Origin of the sequence: Aquiflexum sp., from assembly GCF_041751335.1 — a bacterium.
GTDB lineage: Bacteria > Bacteroidota > Bacteroidia > Cytophagales > Cyclobacteriaceae > Aquiflexum.
This window is the reverse complement of sequence record NZ_JBGSXS010000423.1, coordinates 1-23,520: the sequence shown is the minus strand read 5'-3', so window position 1 is coordinate 23,520 and position 23,520 is coordinate 1. Positions and strand designations below refer to the sequence as shown.

The 23,520-nt window shown below is 38.5% G+C and carries 17 protein-coding genes; 9 read left to right on the top strand and 8 right to left on the bottom strand.

Features of this window, described 5'->3' with window-relative positions:
* The coding region (locus tag ACEW8U_RS22455) for a M42 family metallopeptidase (RefSeq protein ID WP_373524296.1) at positions 1–1,019 on the bottom strand (1,019 nt) is incomplete at its 3' end.
* Between the two features lie 153 nt (positions 1,020–1,172).
* On the opposite strand from ACEW8U_RS22455, the gene ACEW8U_RS22450 reads away from it, so the two are divergent.
* Both ACEW8U_RS22450 and ACEW8U_RS22445 read left to right on the top strand, forming a co-directional pair.
* Positions 1,173–1,394, top strand: a complete 222-nt coding sequence (locus ACEW8U_RS22450) for a hypothetical protein (RefSeq protein WP_373524295.1) — start codon at positions 1,173–1,175, stop codon at positions 1,392–1,394.
* Between the two features lie 23 nt (positions 1,395–1,417).
* Complete coding sequence (locus ACEW8U_RS22445; protein ID WP_373524294.1) at positions 1,418–1,774, top strand: response regulator; 357 nt, start codon at positions 1,418–1,420, stop codon at positions 1,772–1,774.
* An 86-nt stretch (positions 1,775–1,860) separates the two neighbouring features.
* Here the strand turns inward: ACEW8U_RS22445 and ACEW8U_RS22440 are convergent, their stop codons facing one another.
* Positions 1,861–3,744 (bottom strand): amidophosphoribosyltransferase, encoded by a 1,884-nt coding sequence (locus ACEW8U_RS22440; protein ID WP_373524293.1) that lies wholly within the window; start codon positions 3,742–3,744, stop codon positions 1,861–1,863.
* Positions 3,745–4,306: 562 nt separating this feature from the next.
* Between ACEW8U_RS22440 and ACEW8U_RS22435 the strand changes: the two genes are divergently transcribed.
* A complete protein-coding gene (locus ACEW8U_RS22435; RefSeq protein ID WP_373524292.1) occupies positions 4,307–4,633 on the top strand; it encodes a hypothetical protein in 327 nt (108 codons plus the stop codon).
* 86 nt (positions 4,634–4,719) lie between these two features.
* A complete protein-coding gene (locus ACEW8U_RS22430; RefSeq protein ID WP_373524291.1) occupies positions 4,720–6,057 on the top strand; it encodes a sigma-54-dependent transcriptional regulator in 1,338 nt (445 codons plus the stop codon).
* A 1-nt stretch (position 6,058) separates the two neighbouring features.
* Here ACEW8U_RS22430 and ACEW8U_RS22425 read toward each other — a convergent pair whose 3' ends face one another.
* The 4 genes from ACEW8U_RS22425 to tsaD form a co-directional block, all read right to left on the bottom strand.
* The gene (locus tag ACEW8U_RS22425) at positions 6,059–8,593 is read right to left on the bottom strand and encodes an ATP-binding protein (RefSeq protein WP_373524290.1); all 2,535 of its coding nucleotides are present in this window, start codon (positions 8,591–8,593) and stop codon (positions 6,059–6,061) included.
* Positions 8,594–8,680: 87 nt separating this feature from the next.
* The gene (locus tag ACEW8U_RS22420; protein WP_373524289.1) at positions 8,681–9,187 is read right to left on the bottom strand and encodes an HNH endonuclease; all 507 of its coding nucleotides are present in this window, start codon (positions 9,185–9,187) and stop codon (positions 8,681–8,683) included.
* 53 nt (positions 9,188–9,240) lie between these two features.
* The gene (smpB, locus tag ACEW8U_RS22415) at positions 9,241–9,708 is read right to left on the bottom strand and encodes an SsrA-binding protein SmpB (protein ID WP_373524288.1); all 468 of its coding nucleotides are present in this window, start codon (positions 9,706–9,708) and stop codon (positions 9,241–9,243) included.
* Positions 9,709–9,944: 236 nt separating this feature from the next.
* The gene (tsaD, locus tag ACEW8U_RS22410; RefSeq protein WP_373524287.1) at positions 9,945–10,949 is read right to left on the bottom strand and encodes a tRNA (adenosine(37)-N6)-threonylcarbamoyltransferase complex transferase subunit TsaD; all 1,005 of its coding nucleotides are present in this window, start codon (positions 10,947–10,949) and stop codon (positions 9,945–9,947) included.
* A gap of 12 nt (positions 10,950–10,961) precedes the next feature.
* On the opposite strand from tsaD, the gene ACEW8U_RS22405 reads away from it, so the two are divergent.
* The 5 genes from ACEW8U_RS22405 to ACEW8U_RS22385 all read left to right on the top strand — a co-directional run bounded on the left by ACEW8U_RS22405 (position 10,962) and on the right by ACEW8U_RS22385 (position 19,971).
* Positions 10,962–15,581: a translocation/assembly module TamB domain-containing protein gene (locus ACEW8U_RS22405; RefSeq protein ID WP_373524286.1), complete on the top strand. Its 4,620-nt coding sequence runs from the start codon at positions 10,962–10,964 to the stop codon at positions 15,579–15,581.
* A 222-nt stretch (positions 15,582–15,803) separates the two neighbouring features.
* Entirely contained in the window at positions 15,804–17,105 is a 1,302-nt protein-coding gene (locus ACEW8U_RS22400) for a deoxyribodipyrimidine photo-lyase (protein WP_373524285.1), read from the top strand.
* Positions 17,102–18,052, top strand: a complete 951-nt coding sequence (locus ACEW8U_RS22395) for a Smr/MutS family protein (RefSeq protein WP_373524284.1) — start codon at positions 17,102–17,104, stop codon at positions 18,050–18,052. The genes ACEW8U_RS22400 and ACEW8U_RS22395 overlap by 4 nt, the downstream gene beginning before the upstream one ends.
* A gap of 2 nt (positions 18,053–18,054) precedes the next feature.
* Positions 18,055–18,888, top strand: coding sequence for a hypothetical protein (locus ACEW8U_RS22390; RefSeq protein WP_373524283.1), 834 nt, complete (start codon positions 18,055–18,057; stop codon positions 18,886–18,888).
* An 87-nt stretch (positions 18,889–18,975) separates the two neighbouring features.
* Positions 18,976–19,971 (top strand): bestrophin family protein, encoded by a 996-nt coding sequence (locus ACEW8U_RS22385; RefSeq protein WP_373524282.1) that lies wholly within the window; start codon positions 18,976–18,978, stop codon positions 19,969–19,971.
* A 547-nt stretch (positions 19,972–20,518) separates the two neighbouring features.
* On the opposite strand, the gene ACEW8U_RS22380 is transcribed toward ACEW8U_RS22385, so the two are convergent.
* Together ACEW8U_RS22380 and ACEW8U_RS22375 are read right to left on the bottom strand one after the other, a co-directional pair.
* Positions 20,519–22,888, bottom strand: coding sequence for an FtsX-like permease family protein (locus ACEW8U_RS22380; RefSeq protein ID WP_373524281.1), 2,370 nt, complete (start codon positions 22,886–22,888; stop codon positions 20,519–20,521).
* A 203-nt stretch (positions 22,889–23,091) separates the two neighbouring features.
* A partial coding sequence (locus ACEW8U_RS22375; protein WP_373524280.1) for an ABC transporter permease occupies positions 23,092–23,520 on the bottom strand: 429 nt, incomplete at its 5' end.

The following is a 23,520-nucleotide window of genomic DNA, read 5'->3' as shown; positions in this document are numbered from 1 at the left end:
AGGCAAGCTTTCAATAAAAGAATGCTGTTTGAAATATCTGACTTGTCGGCCATTTCTATCACTTGGTGCAAATGCCTGGTCGGTATGGAAATCGCTCCGGCGATTGCACCTTGTTTGCCCATTCGTTGTACTCCTGCAGTATCCGTACCCCCTGCGGTCAAAATTTCCGGCTGCCAGGCTATATTATGTTTCTCCGCAGTTTGTTTCATAAATGCCACCATCCTGTAATCACAAATGGTAGAAGCATCCATAATTTTAATGGCTGTACCTTTGCCCAATTCGGTGACCCTTTCGTGTGGCTGTGCTCCGGGCACATCAAAAGCAATCGTGGTATCCAAGGCTATCCCAAAATCAGGATTGATGCCATGGGCGGCAACGTTGGCACCGCGGATACCTACTTCCTCCTGTACCGTAAAAGTAGCATACACGTCATAAGTTGGATTTTCAAGCAACCTGAGTGCTTCTATCAAAATAAAAACCGCTACCCTATTGTCGATAGATTTACAGTTGACGCAATTGCCCATTTCAATCAGTTCACGATCTCGGGTGATTGGATCACCGATTTTGATGTATTTTACAACCTCTTCTTTGGACATCCCCAGATCAATAAAAAAATCTGTAATCTCAGGAAGCTTTTTCTTTTCTTCGGCAGTCATCACATGGATAGGTTTACTGCCCATGACACCAATCATATCTTTTTTCCCGTGAACAATTACCCTTTGTGCAGTGAGTGTTTTAGGATCAAAGCCACCCAAAGTATGGAAGCGAACAAATCCCTTATCATCGATATGGGTGACAATAAAGCCAATCTCATCCATATGGGCGGCAACCATCACTTTTTTGTTATCAGGATTATTTTTAGATTTTTTAACAGCAATGACATTCCCTAAATTGTCCGTTTTTACCTCATCGGTAAGCGGGGTTACCAATTCGATCACTAAATCTCTGATCCTTTTCTCAAAACCCGGAGCGCCTGCTATTTCACAGATTTGCTTAAGGAGTACAGTGTTTATTTCCATTTTTTCTTAATTCATTTGACTCCCCAAATTGGAGAATTTTTCTCTAAATTAAACAGTAAATTTTAAACAGATAATCTTAATCAAATAATTAGGCCCCTCGCGGTATATTCCAGAAGATCCGGATTTCCTCTAAATCAACCACTACCAGAAGACATGAATTCATGGGAGGTATATGGCACCAATTTATCCGTCAAAGGGGAAGACGGCTGGACTTACGCCGATGAAAGGTTGATGCTCTTTGACGTTAAGAATTTCGGGCAACTCGGCTTGGGAATTGATGAACTTATTAAAGGTTTCGTACAAAGTGCCATGGCAGTTTATGCCATTGATCAAAATGCCATAAAAACCTTTGGTGACAAGGGCGCTAATAACTAATTTACCGCTTTAAAGCTGTAAATATGAATACGAAGATATTAATTGTTGAAGATGATGTTGTTTTCTGCAAACTATTGACCAGATTTTTATCCAAAAATGAATTTGAGGTAATGGATGCCCAAAATGGAAAAGATGCCTATGAACTCATGGAACTAAACGTTTTTAAACTAGCCGTCCTGGATTACAGACTTCCTGACATGACAGGTATAGAAATCCTAAGTAAGTTGAAAGAAAAACAACCAAATGCTAAGGTGGTTTTAATCACCAGATATGGCGACGAGGAAGTTGCCAGCAAAGCAATCGCCGCAGGAGCAGATGCTTTCATTTCGAAGCCCATCAATCCGGATGAATTGCTGGATGTAATCAAAAACCTGAATTAATGTACCAAGTACGGAGTACATAGTATATGCCCCAAAGATTAAGCTTCGTATGGGATACATGGTACTTGGTACATTGTACATGGTACTTAATAAGCTCTGACCACCTTGCCTTCCATATAATTTGCAAAAGCCCTATTGACCACTCTCATACCGCCTGTGGTGGGAAAGTTTCCTGTAAAATACCAATCTCCTTGATGATCAGGTATGCATTTGTTGAGATTTTCCACTGTCTGATAGATGATCTTCACTTCTGCATTGATTTCTTTGGAAGTAATGATTTCAGCGATTTTGTCTGATATCTCCTGATCGGAAAAGGGTTCATATATATCCTTGACATAATTCTCAGTTATTACCTGTCTGGACACGCATTTGTCATAAGTTTCTTCAAGCAAATTACTCATGGTTCTATCCTGCAGCAATTGGATAGTAGCTCTAAAAGCGATAAAATCCTTCAATTTGGACATATCTATTCCGTAGCAATCCGGGTATCTAATCTGTGGTGCCGAGGAGACAATAATAATCCTTTTTGGATTCAATTTATCTAAAGTTGTGAGAATGCTCTTTTCCAAAGTGGTGCCCCTAACAATACTGTCATCAATAACCACCAAAGTATCTATCCCGGCCCTCACTACTTCGTAAGTAGTATCATACACGTTGGCCACCATGGCATCTCGGTCAGAGTCATTGGTGATGAAAGTTCTCAGCTTCACATCTTTACTGACCAATTTTTCGACCCTAGGCCTGAAATTCAGCAGCTCCTCCAGATCCTCTAAGTGGGGTTTTCCTTCTAAAAGCACTTCCCTTCTTTTGGCACTGAGGTAATCCTCAAGACCCTCAATCATCCCCAAAAACGCAGTTTCTGCTGTATTTGGAATGTAAGAAAAAACAGTGTTCTTCAAATCGAAATCAATGGCTTGAAGCACTTGTGGGATCAATGCTTTTCCCAATAGTTTTCTCTCTCTATAAATACCAGGATCTGTACCCCTTGAAAAATAAATTCTTTCAAAGCTACATGATTTCTTTTCCCTTGCTGGCATGATTTCATGTTCGGCATACGAACCATCTTTATTAATGATCAATGCATGTCCAGGTTGAATCTCTTTGATCTGCTTATAATCAATGTTGAAGGCAGATTTGATGGCAGGTTTTTCTGAGGCAACCACTACAATTTCATCATCAGCGTAATAGTAAGCGGGACGTATACCTGTAGGGTCCCTTACTACAAAGCTGGAACCATTTCCTATCAGGCCTGCCATCACATATCCTCCGTCAAAATCCCTGCAAGATCTTCTTAGGATTCTTGCGACATCCAATTCATCTTCAATAAATGCTGTGATCTGTTCATTGGAGTATTGATGTTTGTATTTATCAAAAATCCGCTGGTTTTCTTCATCCAAAAAATGTCCGATTTTTTCCATTACAGTGACTGTATCAGTCTTCTCTTTGGGGTGCTGACCAAGCTCAACCAGTCTTGTAAAAAGTTCCTCTACATTGGTCATGTTAAAATTTCCAGCCATGACCAGATTCCTGCTTCTCCAGTTGTTCTGTTTCAAAAATGGATGGCAGGTTTCAATGCTGTTTTCTCCATGGGTGCCATACCGAAGATGCCCTAACCAGACTTCCCCTGAAAAAGCAATATTTTCCTTCATCCATTCCGCATCAAACAAACCCTTGTCACCACCTTGTTTTTTGGCTTTCTTATACTTCTTATGGATTTTATCAAAAATATAATTGACTGCCTGAGGTTCAATTGACCGATATCGGCTGACATATCGAGTTCCTGGCTTGGTGTCAATTTTTATATTCGCAACGCCTGCACCATCCTGTCCTCGATTGATCTGCTTTTGCATCAGCACATACAATCTATTTGGAGCATATAAGGGAGATCCATATTTATCGATATAGTATTGGGGCTCTTTTCGAAGCCTTAACATTGCAATACCACACTCATGTTTGATTTGGTCACTCATCGGGTCAGTACAGGGATTACATTAAGCTCACAAAGTTAGCTCTTTTTTAGAAGTTAATAGAAGTAAAAAAAGTTCTGTTTTGGATTTTATTTTGTTTAGACCCTTAACACCTTTCTCTCTAATTTAAGAATAGGTTTTCAATTATTATTATAGATTTTGTTTAATTTGATTTATTTCAAACTTGGAACTTTTCCATGTAAATCCTTCCATTCAGTGGCATCTTATGTTTCCCATTTTTTTTCGGTGAATTGGGTAATACTGGGGATATTATACCCATATGTAGAAATAATCCTCAAGTTTTAAAAGGCAAAAGCTTCTCTAAAGGCTGATTTGACCATAAATAGAAATGGTATGGATTCTGCAAAATCGTTAAATATGAAACGTCTTTCGATAATTCAATTACTGGAAAAAATTGTCTTTACAACCACTAGCTTGGGATAAGTCAATTATGCAAAAACAATTCTATCCTAATGAGGCTAGAGAGGTCGAATATTTCACAAATTTAATTGTAAGACATTTCATTAAAACAAAAATCAATTATTTTATACTAAACCAATTAAAAATGAAAACCAAAATCATGATTCCCGCAATGTTTGCTTTTTCAATGGCCTTCGCTCCATTTGTTGCAAACAGTTCTATTACCAATTTCACCAATTCAGAGTTGGTTGAAGATGAGAAAACACAATTGGATCTTCAGGAACTTCCTGAAGTATTGAAAAATGCAGTCGCTGTTGACGAAACAGCAGCAGCCCTTACTATCACAGAAGCTTGGCACATCAAAAAAGATGATGGAACTGTTTATTACAAAGTAAAATTTGATAATAATGGTGAGGAACTTGTTAAAAAATATGATGCTGAAGGAAATATCATCAAGGATACCCAAATATAAACTTTTGCCCTATTGATTACTTAAAAGCACTGGGAATTTTTCCAGTGCTTTATTTTTTTTACTTTAGCCGAAATTTTTATGTAAGTATGAGTAAAATCCTGTTGGTTGAAGATGATATTAGTTATTCCCGGATAATAAAAATTTTCTTGGAAAAAAATGGTTTCCAGGTATTTGCATCAGAAAAGTTATCAGATTCTCTAACTTATTTAAAATCCAACGCTGTAAACTTGATCATTACCGATTTCCGCCTACCCGATGGCACAGGGCTGGAAATTCTGAATTTTTCCAATAATATTCCAATCCCTATTCCGGTAATTTTGATCACAAATTATTCTGATATAAGAATAGCCGTGAAGGCGATGAAAATGGGGGCAGTAGAGTATATCACCAAACCCATCAACCCTGATGAATTACTCTTAACAGTCAAAGAAACCCTTTCATTTGATACAAAAATTAAAAAAGAGAAACCGACCCAAATTCTGACCGACGATTACATCATTGGCAAAAGTGATGCTTCTCTTAAGTTGGAAGAATACATTTCCTTGGTCGCACCTACAGATTTGAGTGTGCTGATTTTGGGTGAAACAGGTACGGGAAAAGAATTTATCTCCAAAAGAATCCATACAAATTCAAAAAGAAAATCAGGTCCGTTCGTTGCTGTTGATTGTGGTGCGCTATCCAAGGAATTAGCTGGAAGTGAGTTATTTGGCCATGTCAAAGGTGCCTTTACAGGTGCGACCGACACCAGAACAGGGTATTTTGAAACAGCTAATGGAGGAACAATTTTGTTGGATGAGGTCGGTAACCTTAGTTATGATGTTCAGATAAAACTCTTGAGGGCACTTCAAGAGAGAATAATCCGAAAAACAGGGAGTAATCAGGAAATCCCCATTGATATCCGCATAATAGCTGCTACAAACGACGACCTTCTCCAACAGGTAAAAGAAGGCGCGTTTAGGGAAGATTTGTACCACCGGCTCAATGAATTCAGCATTACCGCACTTCCATTGAGGGAGCGTGGGGAAGACCTGATGGTATTTGCCCATAATTTTTTGAATCAAAGTAATATCAAACTGGGGAAAACCATTAGGGAGTTTTCTCAAGAAGTGGAAGACATCTTTCAAAAATACCCTTGGCCCGGTAACCTCAGAGAATTGAAAAATATCATTCGAAGATCGGTGTTACTCAGTCAAAAAGAAGCTATAGAAGCCACTGTACTTCCAGAAGATTTGCTGAAGGAAATCAAAGATGACCTTATTAATGAAGACGAACGGGAAATTAAAAACGCTTTGAAGAAGCATGAAAAGGAATTGATTATCAAAACCTTGGAAAATGTAAAATATAATAAATCCAAAGCAGCGAAGCTTTTGGGCATGGATAGAAAGACCCTCTACAATAAGATGGAAAAATATGAATTGAAATAGATTAATTTTTTATCGTGATTTCAAAATCTGATTTTATTTCATCCAAGACTAAGGTAATTTCATAAATCAAATCTGAGACCTGAGCTTCAATCCCTTCAGATTTTCCATTCTTTATTGCCACCTCTAAATCCTTTGCTTTTGAACCGGCTTTTACCTTTATCTGACAAAGCCTACTGGAAAGCTGATGCGTGATTTCCCTTATTTTGGCATAATCTTTATCTGATACTGCGCCTTCCAATTCCTCCAAGTTTGTTTTGGTAGTATTGACAATATCCAAAAGAACCTCTTGGAGCATCTCCTCATCACCCATACAAAACCTCTTTAAATCAGTAAGATCATATTGGCATTCCAAATTATCTTTCGATTTTTTTGAAGGACCTATAATTGATCCTGAATTGATCTGAACAAGTGATAACAATTTCCCTATTTTATTAGTGAGCTGTTTTTCACTGAATGGCTTCAAAAGTAAAGTATCAAAACCTGCTTGAGTCAGTGCGCTTTTTTCATCTGCAAAAACATTGGCAGTCATCGCTATTACCGGTTTTATGAAATTATTCTGATTTGATTGTAAAATCTTAAGGACTTCCAAGCCACTCACTTCAGGCATCTGAATATCAAGAATGGCTAGGTCATATTCATTATTACTATAATTAATTTTGAAATTCATACCCCCTAGATATTCCTCAACGTATGCCCCCTTGGATTCCAATAATAATTTGATCAGCTTTAATCCGACCGCATCATCGTCAACCACTAATATCTTTTTACCTTCAAAAGAATAATCAATAGCATCATCATCATCAGATTTAATATAACATATATCCGTCAATTGAGTAGGCAATTCGACAAGGATAACTGTGCCTCGCCCTAATTCACTTTCAACCCTCACATTACCACCTTGCAAATCTATTAGCTTTTTGATGATGGATAATCCCAAACCGGTTCCTCCGAATTTTCTGGTTATAGACGTATCTCCCTGATGGAATTCCTGAAAAATCTTATCCTTGACTTCAATATTCATCCCCATGCCGGTATCCTCGACTAGAATCAACAGTCTTCGTTCTGAATCTAATTTAACATCCACTTTTATCCCCCCTTCTTGGGTGAATTTGATAGCGTTGCTTAAAAGATTACTCAGTATTTGATTGATCCGAAGCTGATCTCCGATAAACCATTTGTCTTTAGGCAAATCAATTGTCCAATCAAAATGCAATTTCTTTTCTTCAGCTTTAAACGCAAAAAAACTTTTGATTGATAAAAAAAGTTTGTTAGGGTCAAAAGGTTGCTGCTCAATTTGGATTTTTCCAGCCTCGAGTTTAGAAAAGTCAAGAATATCGTTTACAATCGAAATCAAGGTGTCAGAGGCAAAACCTATCATTTTTACAAATCCCTTTTGCTGTTCAGAAATACCGGATTTGTCCAACGCTTGCTGATATCCTTGGATTGCATGTAGTGGATTTCTGATTTCATGGCTCATATTAGCCAAAAAGTCCTGTTTAGCCTTAGCGAGTCTATCTGATTGCTTTTTGGCTTCCTCAAGTTTTTCCCGATAGATGTTGGCTTTTTTGACTTCATTCAAAATGCTGTAAACAAATCCAAGAGAACCCACAACACCTAAAAACACTAAGAGTGCTAAAATGACAGACACCGTATAGGTGAGGTCAAATGCAGATTGGTTTTGGTTTCTATATTCGACCAGTAGATCTCGCTGCATATTGGATATCAACCCCTGAATCTGAGAAAAAACCTCTTTATTCTTATTCAAAAGTCTACTCTCCAGTTGCACAAAATTGTCTTGCAGCATCTGTTCATCCCTGTACATCTGTGCCACGAAATTGCGGAGAACCAATAATGCAGATTCTGTAGATTCGGATTTTGCGGCAGAATCCAGATTCTGCAATTCTTCAATATCCTTCACAATTTCAATCAATCCTTCTTCCATGTCCTCTTTCTTGAAGATGGGAGGTCCATTTTCTCCTTTAGATTCGATGATGTCTTCTGAATGCCGCGAGGGAGAGATTTCGGACAAAAAATCCCTATTTCTGATTTTTCCCAAAAATTGCATTTCGCTGAGCTCCTGCTGCCTCTTTATCCTCCTCTCAATGTTGTTCAATGCCTGTTCACTGAAGTTTTTGTTGGTAAGGTTGTACCTCAACTCTTCAAGACCTGCAAATACAACCATCAACTCACTGATGTTCAAACTTATCTGTTCAAAACTTTCTATTTCTGTTGAATCTTGAGCGTATATTTTAAGCCAATCCAATCTACTTTTAACCCGATCAAGCGTTTCTTCCAATACAGAATCTTTATCTGATGTCCTTTCTGTTTTGGACATATCCAAAAGATATACATCAGCCATGAGTGCATTAAGCTGTCTGAGCTTTTCATTCGGTTCCGAAAGGCTCTCCACTGTGTCAAGTAAATTCCGGATACTATAATAGGTGACAGCACTGACACCAATCACCAAAAAAAAAGCCAAGAAAAAACCTAAGACAACTTTACTACCTACTTGATATTTAGATTTAGATTTGCTCAAACTCTTTTTTATTTAATGTAGACAATAACCATTCCGTAATCTTCAGTAAGTTCGTAGTTCAAACTCAAAAAAAGCCCTTCTAAATTCTTAAACTGTCCTAAGCTCCAAAAAAGGCATCCATTCTTCGGCATGTCTTTCAGCATATTCTGCCAAAAAAAATCCTAATGATGGCCGAAATGGAACTGATTTCATTAGCATCCCGGCCTGATCAGGAGTTTTGTCTCCTTTGATCACATTACAACGGTGACAGGCCGTAATTAAATTTGTCCAATTTGTCTTTCCACCTTTTGATCTTGGTAATATGTGGTCAATGGTCAATTGTTTCTTGGAACCGCAATATTGGCATTCATTGCTGTCCCTTCTGAAAAGATTTGTCCTATTGAGCAAGACACCTTTGTAGGGTATATTTTTGTATTGGTTTAGACGGATGACTGCTGGGTACATAAATTCTCTGGAAACAGTCCTTACTACCAGAGATTCATAAAAACTCAAACAGCTGACTTTATTCATAAAATTTAAAACGAGCGCTTTTTGCACGGTGACAACGGCTACTGGGCTATGGTCTAAATTCAATACCAAAACACGTTTCTCCATAATTGATTTTTTTTCTCCTTGAACGGAAAAACCAGCTGTGTAAAGAGATTGTTTCAGAGGTCTATCCGGCTCATTTCTCTTTTTACGTCTTTTTCCTTTATATCTTGTCTTTTATCGTGCAGTTTTTTTCCTTTTGCCAGTGCTATCTCCAATTTTGCCAAACCTTTATTGTTGATAAAGATCCTTACAGGAATGATGGAAAGACCTTTTTCAGAAAACTTACTTTCCAATTTATCGAGTTCTTTTTTGTTTAGCAAGAGCTTTCTTTCTCTAACCGAATCATGGTTGTAACTAGCCGCCATAGAATATGGTGCTATATGCATTTGTTTGATATACAACTCTCCCCTTCTAAAATAGCAATATGCTTCAGTCAAAGACACCTTTGCCTCCCTCACTGATTTGATTTCAGTTCCTGTCAGCATCAATCCTGCCACATATGTATCGACAAACTCAAATTCATGACTTGCCTTCTTGTTTCGGATATTGATGATCTTATCAAATTTATTATTTTTAACCGACATGATTTATCTTATGCTTTTGAATTCAGTATTCTTTTGTAATCAATTTGTTCTCAGTTTACAGTGATCAGTTTGCGGTGTTCTTCAATTCTCAGTGATTAGGTTACAGTTTGCAGTCGTAGTTTTGAACTGCCTACTGAACACTGCCCACTTTTGAACTGCCTACTGAAAACTGCCTACTGAGGCTGCCCACTACCTACTGAAAACTGCCCACTGACATACTGCCTACTGAGCACTACCTAAAGCTTCATCCTCGCCTCAGGCACCACTTCCAAATCACTGAATTCTTCATTCAGGTATTTATAATGCGCCGCCATGGCTATCATTGCTGCATTGTCTGTACAATATTCGAATTTTGGAATATAAATGTTCCATCCTAAATTTTTTGCTTCAACAGCCAACGCATTTCTCAAACCTGAATTGGCAGAGACTCCACCTGCTATCGCTATTTCCTTGATCTGAAATTCTCTTGCTGCTTTTTTCAATTTCTGCATTAACATTTTTATTAGCGTAAATTGAATCGAAGCACAAATATCAGCCAAATTAGTTTCAATAAATGAAGGGTTTTCTTTGACCATATCTCTTAGAAAGTATAATACGGCGGTTTTGATTCCACTAAAGGAAAAATTTAATCCCGGCATATCAGAAACGGGAAATGGGAAAGCTTCAGGATTACCTTTTTTTGCATATTTATCAATCAAAGGTCCACCCGGATATGGTAAGCCCAACAACTTGGCAGTTTTGTCAAAAGCTTCCCCAACGGCATCATCGGTGGTTTCCCCTATCACTTCCATGGTCAAAAAATCATTTACCAAGACCAGTTGTGTATGACCCCCACTAACGGTTAGGCAGATGAAGGGGAAATTCGGTTTTGGGTCTTCAATAAAATGTGCGAGAATATGTGCCTGCATGTGGTTGACCTCAATCAGGGGCAATCCCAATGCATAGGCAAATGACTTCGCAAATGAAACCCCGACAAGTAATGAGCCTAACAATCCCGGTCCTTTGGTAAATGCAATGGCAGAAAGTTGGGATTTGTCTATGCCTGAAGATTGCATGGCTTCATGAATTACAGGAATCAGATGTTGTTGATGGGCTCGGGAAGCAAGTTCAGGAACTACCCCTCCATATTTTTCGTGTACAGATTGCGTGGCGATGATATTATTAAGTATTTTGCCATCAGAAATTACCGCTGCCGACGTTTCATCACAGGATGACTCTATGGCCAGAATATTTATCTTCATTTCACTTATTCCTTGGAAAAGAACCCGAAAGTTACGGAAAAAATACTGAAAGCCTTAAGGGTAATCTTCAGGATAGTTCTTTTCCTAAGCATTGTAATTTTGCTGATAGCGGCCTCCCTCCAAATTCCATATGTTCAGACCAAGGTCAGTAATGCATTGACTGGTTATGTCAGCAAAAATACAGGATTTGATACCAGTATTTCAAAAGTAAGAATCAGGTGGTGGGATGCAATCAGCCTCAATGATGTGGTCATTTATGATCATCGTGACAGCCTCATGATAGATTTGGAAGAGGTATATATCGATTTTTCCATTGCGGGGCTTTTCGACCGTGAAAACGCTTCTTTGGATCAGATCAAAATGGAAAACGGAAATGTGCGCTTACTTTTCCACTCAGATGAATCCTACCTCAATATCGCTGAATTCTTCAGTAGAGTAAATGACCTGCTTCCTGCAAAAAAAGATCCGGTCAAAAAATCAGGTAAATTCTCAATAGCCAACATCTATTTCAAAGATACATCCCTTGACATCATCAACTACAATTCGGAACCGGTATTGGAAGGCTTTGATTACAATAATCTTCTATTCCGGGACCTCGTGGCTGATGCAGATGATTTTTATACCCAAGGTCCTACCATTGGGATGAAGGTAAATTATCTGAGGGGATCCGAGTCCACTTCAGGAATTGTATTTCAACAACTGAAAACAGACTTTACCTATTCATCTTCCTTTATGGAGTTCGATAACCTGTTTTTACGGTCAAACAAAACCGAAATTAAAGATTACCTCAAGTTCAGTTATGATTCGCCAAGGTCATTTTCAAATTTCAAAGAAGAAGTCAGGATTTTGGCCAGGCTGGATGAATCTGTTTTGGATATCCAGGACCTGAGGTACTTTACGGAACAGATTCCGAATTTTGAGGACAGAATTTTTTTGAGCGGAGAGATAGAAGGCACCGTTCAAAATCTTTCTTCAGAAGAATTGCTGATAAGATTTGGCCAGCGGAGTGCTTTGTTCGGGAAGTTTCAAATTGATGGATTACCGGATATCGACAATACTTTCTTCCAATTGTCATTGGTAAATTCGGTTCTGATTAGCAATGACCTAGCACCCTATATCAGTGATGAAGCAAAACGGGACTTGGATAAATTCAGGGATATCCGGTTTGACACGGATTTTTCGGGGTACCTGCATTTCTTTACTGCAAATGGCAATTTCCGAACTGGTATTGGAAATATTATAGGACGTTTGAATTTCAAATCCGCCGAGGGACAGCCAACATTTAGCGGCAAATTAGAGACCCAAAACCTGGATTTGGGAGTGATTTTGGATGATCGGGAAAGATTCCAAAAAGTAACCATGACGGGAAGGGTCAAAGGTACTGGACTGAATCTGGAGACACTCCTGCTTGAAGTTGATGCAGATATCAAGAGTGCAGGAATCAATGGATATAACTTTGCAAATATCAAAACAGACGCAACTTATGGTAAAGACCTGTTCAGAGGCAGTCTAGTAGTCAATGACCCAAACCTTAAAGGTGAAGCCAGAGGTGTTCTAGATTTAAGGGATGGGAAAGATTCCATTAGATTAAATGTCAAATTGGATACGGCCTTTCTGAAAGAGCTCAAAATTATGGAAACCGATGGTTTTGTGAGCGGAAATATCGCCATGGATACAAAAGGTATCACTTTAGATGCTGTAGAAGGAATTGCTAGATTCAGTGATGTAAAGTTGAGTTATGAAGGTAGAAACCTGAATATTGACAATTTCTTTTTCCAATCATTATTTACTGATGAGTCAAGGGTAATTTCATTTAATTCAGATTTACTGGTTGCAGGGATTTCAGGGAATTTTAAGGTACAGCAATTACTGACCGATGTTCAGGACCTTAGCAAAGAATATTTTTCTATTTTGACCAACTCTGAAAGGACCACTGGCCTACAGGCTTTCAAAAGCCCTGAACCTTACAGCATTGACATCAACCTTAATTTCATAGACATAAATCCTATTATCAACTTGCTAGAACCTAGAGCAACCATTTCAAAAAACACCTTGATTGAAGGGGCCTTTTACCAAACTTCTGACAATGCAGTGTTGAATTTCTTTTCAAGCATTGACAGCATATATTTTGACGGGAATTTCCTTTTCAACACTAACCTTGATTTCAATACCTCCAAGATCAACAACAGCGACGAAGTATTGGCATCATTTTATATTTTCTCCAAAAAACAAACACTGAATTCGGGTTTGACCTTCAACAACTTGGCAATGGAAGCTATTTGGGATGAGTCTAATATTGATTTCAGCTATTCACAAGATCAGTTGGCCACAGGCAGCTTCGTGAGGATCAAAAATGAAATCACCATATATCCTGACCACACAACTGTCATTTTTGAACCTTCCGAACTGAAAATACTGGATAAAAGTTGGAGTTTTGATAGAGACAATAGCATTTACATTTCCAATAATTCTTTTCTTTTTGACAATATCAAGCTCTTTAACAATGAACAGTTCATTTCTCTTAACGGAACAATCAGCCCTGACCCAAATGATGTCCTTGGACTTGAAATCAATGATGTAAATCTTGATTTTTTCAATACACTCAGCATGAAGGAATTTGAAGGAACTGCCAATGGCAATTTCGGATTGAAAGGTTTTTTTGAAACATTAGGTGTCAATGGTCAATTGAATATTGATGACTTTTATATCAACAATTTCCTTATTGGCGATATTGAGGCAGCTACCTATTTTGCTGAAAATCTGGTTAATCTGGAATTGACAAATACCAGAGATGGTAGGGATGTTATCGCCATCAAAGGTTTTTTGGGCAGTGATGATGATCAATTGGAATTAAAGGCAAAATTGAATGAGGCAAACCTTTCAATTCTTGAACCATTCCTATCAGATTATCTTACTAACATGGGGGGGACAGTTTCAGGTGACTTTGACATAGTGGGTTCACTGAATTTTCCTGTTGTATCAGGTAGCGGAAAGATTAATGAAGGCAGACTTCTTGTGAACTACCTCAATACTTTTTATACCATTGATGGAAATCTAGTGTTCACCCCAAGTGAAATAAGCTTTAGAGAACTTAATATTTTGGACGTCAATGGTAATAGGGCCAGGATGCGGGGAGGAATAGTACATGATTATTTTTCTGATTTTATACTGGATATCAGCTCCAACCTTGAAAACTTTCAAGTACTTAACACAGGAGTTCGGGACAATGAAATTTTCTATGGTACTGCTTATGTAACAGGCAGTCTCAATATATTCGGAGCTGCCAATAACTTGGACATTACAGCGAGAGCGACATCCCAACCGAATACAAGGGTGTTTATACCCATGGGGTCATCTAGTGTGCAGGCCCAGGAAAATTATATCACCATTATTAATGTACGGGATACTGTCAGCATGGTAGAATCTCAGGAATCATTAGATAAGCTTGCCATTCAGAATGTCCGAATGAACTTTATCCTGGACATTACACCTGACGCCTACACCGAAATCCAGATTGACCCCAGAACCGGTGAAAATATCCAAGGCAGGGGAAGAGGGGTATTGACCCTGACTACAGATACCCAAGGTAATTTTTCCATGCAGGGCAACTATGAAATCACTGAGGCCAAATACAACTTTTCTCTCTATAATATTATCAGGAGAGAGTTTATTGTGCAACCCGGAGGAAGGATCTCTTGGTTTGGGGATCCCTATGAAGGTGTAATGGACATTCGGGCTTATTATCAGGAAAGTGTTTCCTTACAAAACTTGCAAAACCTACAGAATTCCACCATCGAGGATCCACAAATGAGAAGAAGATGGCCTCTTAAAGTCAATATGGACCTGAAAGGGAATCTCCTTTCTCCTGATATTACTTTCAATTTTGATTTTGGAGAATTCCCTTCTGAAGGCAATGTTCAAACTTATATTTCGGCATTTCAGAACAGAATTGCCAATGATGAACAAGAGAAAAACCGTCAGGTATTCTCAGTCATCATGATGCGGTCCCTTTCTCCTGAGGGACAGTTCAGTGGAGTCAGCAACATCGCCACTTCAAACCTCAGTCAACTACTATCTTCTCAATTGAACAGTTTCATTGCACAGGTGGACCAAAATCTCGAGGTGGATATCGACCTGGCAAATCTGGACCAGAACGCCCTTGAAACATTCCAGTTAAGGGTGGCCTATACATTTCTTGATGGCAGGTTGAGGGTTACGAGAGATGGTGGGTTCACCGATCTTCAGGGAAATGCCGATCTGAACAGTATTGCAGGTGACTGGCAGGCAGAATACCTGCTGACGGAGGATGGCCGATACCGTATCCGGATTTACAATAGAAATAACTTTAACACCTTTACTTCTCTGTCTTTGGCCAGAAATGTCGCTACCTATGGTGTATCCGTATCACAGAATCTGGCATTCAATTCATTTGGCGAATTATGGGAAAAGATAAAAAGCAAAGACCGGCAAAAATTGAGGATAAATGATACAGATGATTTTTTGAGGTATGAAATAGAAGGAGGTATGAACTGGAGACCTATTCCCTTGAATGACCTGGATAAACGGGCAAGTCCTTTGGACTACCAAATGGATCCTCCCATCAAAAATCTCAAAAAAGAGGATGAGGATTGAAACAATTCCATTGAATGGATATTTTATAGAATGACAATCTGCAACAATGATATTGATGAATTTTATCATTGATTCCAATCTATCTGATATTTATGGATATTAATTTCCCACGCTTTTTGCCCACCTTCCTGGCAAATTGATTAATGAAACAATGTTTAATCCAACCTCTATAAATAATGTTTGAATTGCAGATTTCCAACCTAAAAAAACAACCAACACAAAATGGAAAAAGTAAGCATATTTTGGTTTAGGCGTGACTTAAGACTGGAAGATAACACAGGGCTGTATTACGCTTATTCCCAAGAAAAAAATGTATTGCCTTTATTTATTTTTGATCAGAACATCCTTGAGAAACTGGAAGACCGGCAGGATGCACGGGTTGGTTTTATACATACTCAGATCCAAAGTCTGAGTGATCGTCTCAAAGAATTTGGAAGTACCATTCTGGTAAAGTATGGTAAGCCTCTGGAAATCTACAAGGAATTGATCTCAATCTATGAACTCCAAAATGTTTACACCAACAGAGATTATGAACCTTATGCCAAAGAAAGGGATGGTGAGGTTAAAAATCTGCTAAAAGAAAACGGTATTCAGCTATTGGACTTCAAAGACCAAGTGATTTTCGAAAAAGAAGAGATAGTCAATGGAAGCGGTGAATTCTATAAGGTATTCACACCCTATAGCAGGGTTTGGTTGGAGAAGTATAATAACTCGCCCATCCAATTGTTATCTTTGGATAAAAAGAAAAACAATTTTTTTAAGTCAGAACCTCTTACGATTCCAACACTAGAAGATATGGGTTTTGAAAAATCAGAAATTGAAATTCCTCCTTTGGAAATTGACAAGCCACTGATAGAAAGATATGATGCACTTAGAAACTTCCCTGCCCAAAAAGGTACTAGCAGACTGGGCATTCATTTAAGGTTTGGGACCATCAGTGTGAGGAAACTTGCCATGGAAGCTGCCCAATTAAACAGTACTTTTCTCAATGAATTGATCTGGAGGGAATTTTACATGATGATTTTGTACCATAACCCCAAGGTAATTGATCAGGCATTTAAGCCCCAATATGATCGAATTCCATGGAGAAATTCAGAGGAGGGTTTTGCCAAATGGTGTGAAGGAAAGACAGGATACCCTATTGTAGATGCCGGAATGCGTGAACTGAATGCCACAGGATACATGCACAACAGGGTGAGGATGATCGTGGCAAGTTTTTTGACAAAACATCTTTTGATTGATTGGCGATGGGGAGAAGCGTACTTTGCAAAGAAATTGCTTGACTTCGAACTATCCTCCAATAATGGGGGATGGCAATGGGCTGCAGGAACCGGTACGGATGCCCAACCCTATTTCAGGGTTTTCAATCCTGAATCCCAAACCGAGAAATTCGATAAGGAGCTGAAATACATCAAAAAATGGGTGCCTGAATATGGAACCGAAAAATATCCCAAACCAATGGTAGACCATAAATTTGCCAGACAACGGGCAATAGAGACATATAAAAATGCATTGAACACATGAACATAGGAGACAGGGTCAGGTTGCTGCATGGCAACGAAGAAGGCGTAATTACCAAAATATCAGCAGGTGGAAGAGTGGAAGTAGAAATTGAGGACGGCTTTAGGATTCCTGCTATGAAAAATGAACTCGCTATAATTTCAGCTGTGGAGAGGCAATACTTTGGAGGTGAAAAAGCACCTGTTCTGGATAAAATTGACAACAAACTGACACCAAAAAGTGCCAAGGAAGAGGGATTGTTTTTGGCTTATCTTCCCATCAATGACAAAGACCATAGTATTTATTTGTGCAATAATTCCGAGAGGGATTATATGGTTATGGCCTCAGAAGTGTTTGGTGGCAATAGTCAAACAATTATTGCAGAAAGAATACAAACAAAGTCAAGTAAGAAGCTGGGGGAAAAATCAATTCAGGACTTTGAGGAGTGGCCAACCTTACTGATCCAGTTTTTCCCCATTCATCCCAGGATAGAAAAAACCCAACCTTCATTTGAACGTCGTCTTAAGTTCAAGGCATCAGCCTTCTTCAAAAGTAAAGGTGTGGTCCCCGTCTTGGATAAATCCGGATATGTTTTCAAGGTTTCTGATCAGGTTAGGGAAATTGACATCAAACAACTGAATGAGGAGCTGAATCCGCAAATCAAAGAAGCTAAAATAACTTTCCAAAAACCTCCCAAAGAAATAGACCTTCATATTGAACAACTAACCAAAGACCATTCATTGATGAGCAACAGTGAAATGCTAAGGCTTCAAATGGATACTTTTGAAAAGAACCTCAACTATGCCATTGCCTCGGGAATGGACGAAATTTCCTTTATCCATGGTATTGGAAATGGGGTCCTGAAAAAAGAAATTCACAAGTATTTGAGTCAATTAGGAAATATTAAGTATTTTCAGGACACACAAAAGAGTCGATTTGGCTACGGTGCAACTCTGGTCAGAATATCCTAATCATGCAAGGAAAAATATCCCCGATTTTCAAGCTTTTTGAAATTCAGTTTCGAGAAGCAAAATTGGCATTCTCTTCATTAGGCAAACAATTCAAGGGAAGAAAAGCCATTGAACTGGAGCAAAAGCTTATTTTTTTGGAGATCTATATTGACCTGCTTTCAAGAATCTATTTTAATGAGGACAAGCTTAAGTTCCAACTCTTTTCACCTTTCAGGGATTTGTTTAAAGGTCTGAAAAAAGTAAAACATATCAGGATGGTTTTAGATCAGGTAAGGCTATATACTGTTGACCAAAACATGGCTTTCAATACTTATATCAAATCTCTGGAATCTGATAAAAAGAAACTTTATACCGAAGTATATGATCTGATTGTCAGTACACCTTTTCAGATTTGGGACAAATTGTATGATGAGGCATTTCACTACAGCCAAGGACTCAAACCATTGATGATCAATACTGCAACTACCCAAATTATCAATGAAGAACTGGAATATTTCAACCTTGAACACAAAACCAAAATGGACAGTAAGGCCTTAAAGGATATCTATGAAGGTCTTCGAGTCATCATTGCCCTGGAAAATTTAAGGATAGAATCTGGGTTCAATTCAATTTTTGTTGTTGAGGTACATGAACATATGGGAGGGTTAAGGCAATCACTTTTAAATTGGTACCAAAACCATCTATTTATCCAACATTTATCATTTCACCTGACTGATAAAGAAAATATCGCAAAAAAATACCTCGATCTCCTCTCAAGACTTCAGGCTAATAAAAAATCTTATACACAAAAGGTAGTTGAAAAGTGCAGGTTTTTATTCGATAGAATTTTGGATTAGGCAAAAAAAAACCATTTATTTTTCATTATATTCAATTTTCTGTAATATTTGAAGAAATTATGAATATATAAAAATGGATTATTTGATATGTATGTAAAGAGGCATTATAGTTTTTGGATGACCATAAGGTGGTCAAGAAAATCAATCTATTACGGACTATTGTATTCCACCATTATCGTAATTTTATATGAACTCACTGATTTGGAGTTTACCTTGCCTTGGGAGCCCATCAGTGTGATCGGTATCGCAGTTGCCTTCTATCTTGGTTTTAAAAATAACAGTTCTTATGACAGGACATGGGAAGCGAGAAAGATCTGGGGTGCCATAGTCAATGACAGTAGGACATTTACCACCGCTATCCTGACCTTGTTGGAAGTTAAAGATGAAGTGGTTGATAAACAGCTGAAAAAAAGCATCATTTACCGTCACCTTGCCTGGATGCACGCCCTCAAATATCAATTGAGAAGAAAAAAAACTTGGGAACATGATGAAGATCCAGTCAAATTGGATTTCACCCCAACATTCAAGGACAACTATCCCAATGAACTGGCTGATGAAATCAAAAATTATATTACAGAAGCAGAATGGAAATCCCTGAAAGCAAAAAGTAATATTTCCTCCCATATACTAAAAAAACAGACAGAAATCATACAGCAATTAAAGTCTGAGGGATATATTTCAGATTATAAGCAGGTATGGTTGCATCAGATTATCAGCAAGCTTTATGACAATCAAGGCATGTGTGAAAGAATCAAAAACTTTCCTCTTCCTCGACAGTATGCCTCTACTGCACTTTGGATGAATTATGTATTCTGTGCGCTAATACCGTTTGGACTATTGAATATTTTTGAAGCCTCCAGGGTCTTGCATGTTTGGCTGACCATTCCTTTTGGTGGATTGATTATCTGGATATTCTTTCTAATGGACAGGATTGGTGATTATTCGGAAAATCCTTTTGAAGCTGCCTATAACGATGTCCCCATCACTTCTATCGCCAGAAGCATAGAAATCGACCTTAGGGAAATGCTGGAAGATGACAATATTCCAGCACCATATCCAGTGGAAAATGGGTTTTTGATGTAACTGGGAGTTGGAAGTTGGAAGTCCGAAGTTGGAAGCTGACAGTGTTCAGTATTCAGTAAACAGTCGACAGTTGGAGTGCAGTGTTCAGAAGGCAGTAAGCAGTTTGCTGGCTCAGGAGGCAGTAGGTAGTAGCAATAAGCAGTTTGTAGTCACATCAATTAGAGTAGGTTGTGAACAGTTGAAATCTGAACACCATGAAACTGTGAACACCCTGAAAACTAAACACAGCCTACTGAAAACTGACACTCTTGTCTCTTGGGGCAAACTTTGCATCTCATCTCTCGCATCTCGCTTCTTGTCTCTTGGTTCATGACATTAATCCCACATCCCTAAAGAGATTGCCACGTCGCACGGAGGACTATTCAAAATATTAAAGTTTCCCAAGTACTCCTCGCAATGACGCCTTCATCCTTTTCTTGGTTCCCTGATACTCGGCGCAGACTTTGCATCTGGTCTCGGTTCTTCGCCTTTCTAATCTTGGTTCTCGCATCTTACCTCTTGGCATACAACTCACTTTTCCTTCATCCCTTATTCTTCATCCTTTCCCTCACTCACTCTTAAGCGTGCTCGCTGGATTGATCTGAGCTGCTTTTAATGCCTGTAATGTCACTGTCAAATAAGCAATGGATAGTATGACTCCCGCTGCCAGTGGAATAAACCACCATTCAAAATCAATACGGTAGGCATATCCTGAAAGCCATTCCTGCATTGCCCAATATGCAAGACCCGATCCCAGAAGAATTGAAATGGCCACTATGGCAATAAACTCTTTGTTGATGACGTTCAAAATGGAAAATGTCGTCGCACCCAATACTTTTCTAATGCCGATTTCTTTGGTTTTCTGCTCCGCAACATGAGCAGACAATCCCAAAAGTCCCAAACAAGAGATCAAAATGGTCAGTATACTGAAATACTTGGCTAGTTCCCTGACCTTAACATCCTCATTGTACAATCTTGCATAATTCTCATCCATAAAAGTATACTGGAAGGGAAAATCCGGGTTGATTTCTTCAGCAAGACCCTGAATAGATGCTATGGTATTTTGGATATCATGGGTACCGATTTTTATAAAACATGTTGATGAAAAAGTGGGGTCAAGTAGTATAATAACCGGTTCCATTGCCTGATGGAAACTCTGAAAATGAAAATCGTCCACCACACCTGTGATTTCCCTGTCCTCTCCCCAAAGATTAAAGGAAGTAGCTTCAGGATTGTTTTCAACGATCAGTTCATAAGCTCTTTTATTTATTATGGCACCCTGAATGGAATCTGCCCCCCTTTCTCTGGAAAAATCTTCTCCTTTGATCAATTGTAAACCTATAGTTTCCAAAAATCCATAGTCTACCCTCATAATTTCGAAAAGCGCATTGAAATCTGGATCCTTTCCTTCCCAATTGACACCTCCAGTATTTGAATTTCTTCCAAGTAAAGAATGTGTAGATCTGCTAATGGATTTTACTTCATTGTTTTGGTCAATACGGTTTTTGAAAACATCATAATTGTCCATTAACTTTCCTTCCAAAGGTACCACCAACAATTGGTCTTTGTCATAACCCAGATTTTGGTTGAGGGCATAATTGATCTGTTGATAAACCACCACTGTGGAAACAATCAAAATCGTGGCAAGGATAAACTGAAAAGTAACTAACCCCTTTCTTGCTAAAACTACTCCTTTTCCTGATTTGCTATGACTTCTAAAAACAGATACCACCTTGGTGGCAGATAGATAAAATGCCGGATAGCTTCCTGCAACCAATCCGGTAAACAACATCACACTAATCAATTGAAGCCAGAAAATCCCGTCTGAGTAAGGAACTGCCATGGATTTGCCCGTCAAGGTATTGAAAATAGGTAATGTCAACTCCACGAGCAAAAGGGAAAATCCGGTAGCAAAAACCGTCATCAAAAGAGATTCACTGAGGAATTGATTGACCAAAGCTCCTTTTTCTGCCCCTACCACTTTCCTTACACCTACTTCTTTGGCCCTTTTTTGGGATTTGGCAGTGGAAAGGTTCATAAAATTGATACAGGCGATCAACAGGACAAACAACCCTATGATCGAAAACAACTTCACATATTCGATCTTGCCACCTTGTTGAATACCATCCTTGAATTTGCCATGTAGATAAAGCTCAGTTTGCGGATAAGCAAAAAGCTTGATATGACTGCCTTCATTCCTTTCTAATATAAAATCCTCGATACTTGCAGAAAATGCCTGCCAGTCCGACTCTTTGTTAAGTCTTACAATTGTACTCGGTCCATTATTTCCCCATTCCTTTAACCACCCATTGTAAGGTTTGTCAAACATAAACCTGAAAGGAAGAATAAACTCAAATTGGGAATTGGAATTTTCTGAAAAAGGAGCTAAAACCGCTTGGACAACAAAAGAGTTGTCTCCTTCTGTTTCCTTCATTACCACGGTTTCCCCGACGGCATCAGTTTTACCAAATAATTTTACAGCGGCATCCGCAGAAATTACAATATTTGAAATTTCTTCCAAAGCTTTGTTTCTGTCACCATGAAGAATGTCATACTGCATGATATGCAGATAATCCTCCCCTGCATAAAAGCCATTCAATTTGATCTTGGTATCATCGACAATAAAAAGATTATCCTGATTCCATGAATAAGTAGCTGCCCTTTCCACCTCAGGGAATACTTCCTTGAGTTCATTAGCCAAGATACCAGGGGTAGAGTAGGTGGTGAAAATTTCAGCACCGTAACGCTGATGTTCCATAATCCGATAGACCTGATCAATTTCAGCAAAATCCCGATTCATATTCAACTCTGATTTGACCCAAAGTCCAATTAGGATTGAAGCCCATAAACCAAGTGCTAATCCAAATAGGTTAATAAAAAAAGTGAGTTTGTGCTTAGCAAAGCCACGAAGTGCGATTTTGAGGTAGTTGGATAACATATTTGAATGTGGTTTTAAATTGGTTATGTCTGGAATTTTATTCGCTTTTGAATCCCATTCCCTTTGAAATTGAAAGAGTACCGAAGACTGAATTATCTTGCTTTTTTTATCAGGCCAGGGACCTAATCACACAAACGCTCCTTAGAGCAAGTTTTCAGTTATACATTTAGTCTGAATTCATTTTGAAGAATACATCGATTGTTTTATTCACTCTTCAATATTTTAATCGGATTGCTTCCCATGCTTTTGTAGGATTGTAGTGCTACTGTCATTATCGCTAAAGCAAAACAACCCAAACAGGCAATGACAAAAACCCAAAGTCCGAATTGAACCCTAAAGGCAAAATCATCCAGCCACCGAGAAATCAAGATATAAGCAGTAGGCACAGCAATAAGGCATGAAACACCTATTAGCTTGACGTAATTTGATGATAAAAGGAGAAAAATTTCAGATTCCTCTGCACCAAAAACTTTCCTGATGCCGATTTCCTTTGCCCGCTGCTGTACTGAATAAGCTGTCAGCCCAAACAATCCCAAAAACGCAATAAATATCGACATCAATGTCAAAGCATTCATCAGCTTTCCCATTTGCATTTCGGACTGGTAAATCGCATGAAAATCAGAATCGAGGAA

Coding starts and splice junctions, on each gene's coding strand:
- ACEW8U_RS22450 (WP_373524295.1), top strand. CDS start 1,173: ATGAATTCATGGGAGGTATATGGCACCAATTTATCCGTCAAAGGGGAA.
- ACEW8U_RS22445 (WP_373524294.1), top strand. CDS start 1,418: ATGAATACGAAGATATTAATTGTTGAAGATGATGTTGTTTTCTGCAAA.
- ACEW8U_RS22440 (WP_373524293.1), bottom strand. CDS start 3,744: ATGAGTGACCAAATCAAACATGAGTGTGGTATTGCAATGTTAAGGCTT.
- ACEW8U_RS22435 (WP_373524292.1), top strand. CDS start 4,307: ATGAAAACCAAAATCATGATTCCCGCAATGTTTGCTTTTTCAATGGCC.
- ACEW8U_RS22430 (WP_373524291.1), top strand. CDS start 4,720: ATGAGTAAAATCCTGTTGGTTGAAGATGATATTAGTTATTCCCGGATA.
- ACEW8U_RS22420 (WP_373524289.1), bottom strand. CDS start 9,187: ATGGAGAAACGTGTTTTGGTATTGAATTTAGACCATAGCCCAGTAGCC.
- smpB (WP_373524288.1), bottom strand. CDS start 9,708: ATGTCGGTTAAAAATAATAAATTTGATAAGATCATCAATATCCGAAAC.
- tsaD (WP_373524287.1), bottom strand. CDS start 10,949: ATGAAGATAAATATTCTGGCCATAGAGTCATCCTGTGATGAAACGTCG.
- ACEW8U_RS22400 (WP_373524285.1), top strand. CDS start 15,804: ATGGAAAAAGTAAGCATATTTTGGTTTAGGCGTGACTTAAGACTGGAA.
- ACEW8U_RS22395 (WP_373524284.1), top strand. CDS start 17,102: ATGAACATAGGAGACAGGGTCAGGTTGCTGCATGGCAACGAAGAAGGC.
- ACEW8U_RS22390 (WP_373524283.1), top strand. CDS start 18,055: ATGCAAGGAAAAATATCCCCGATTTTCAAGCTTTTTGAAATTCAGTTT.
- ACEW8U_RS22385 (WP_373524282.1), top strand. CDS start 18,976: ATGTATGTAAAGAGGCATTATAGTTTTTGGATGACCATAAGGTGGTCA.
- ACEW8U_RS22380 (WP_373524281.1), bottom strand. CDS start 22,888: ATGTTATCCAACTACCTCAAAATCGCACTTCGTGGCTTTGCTAAGCAC.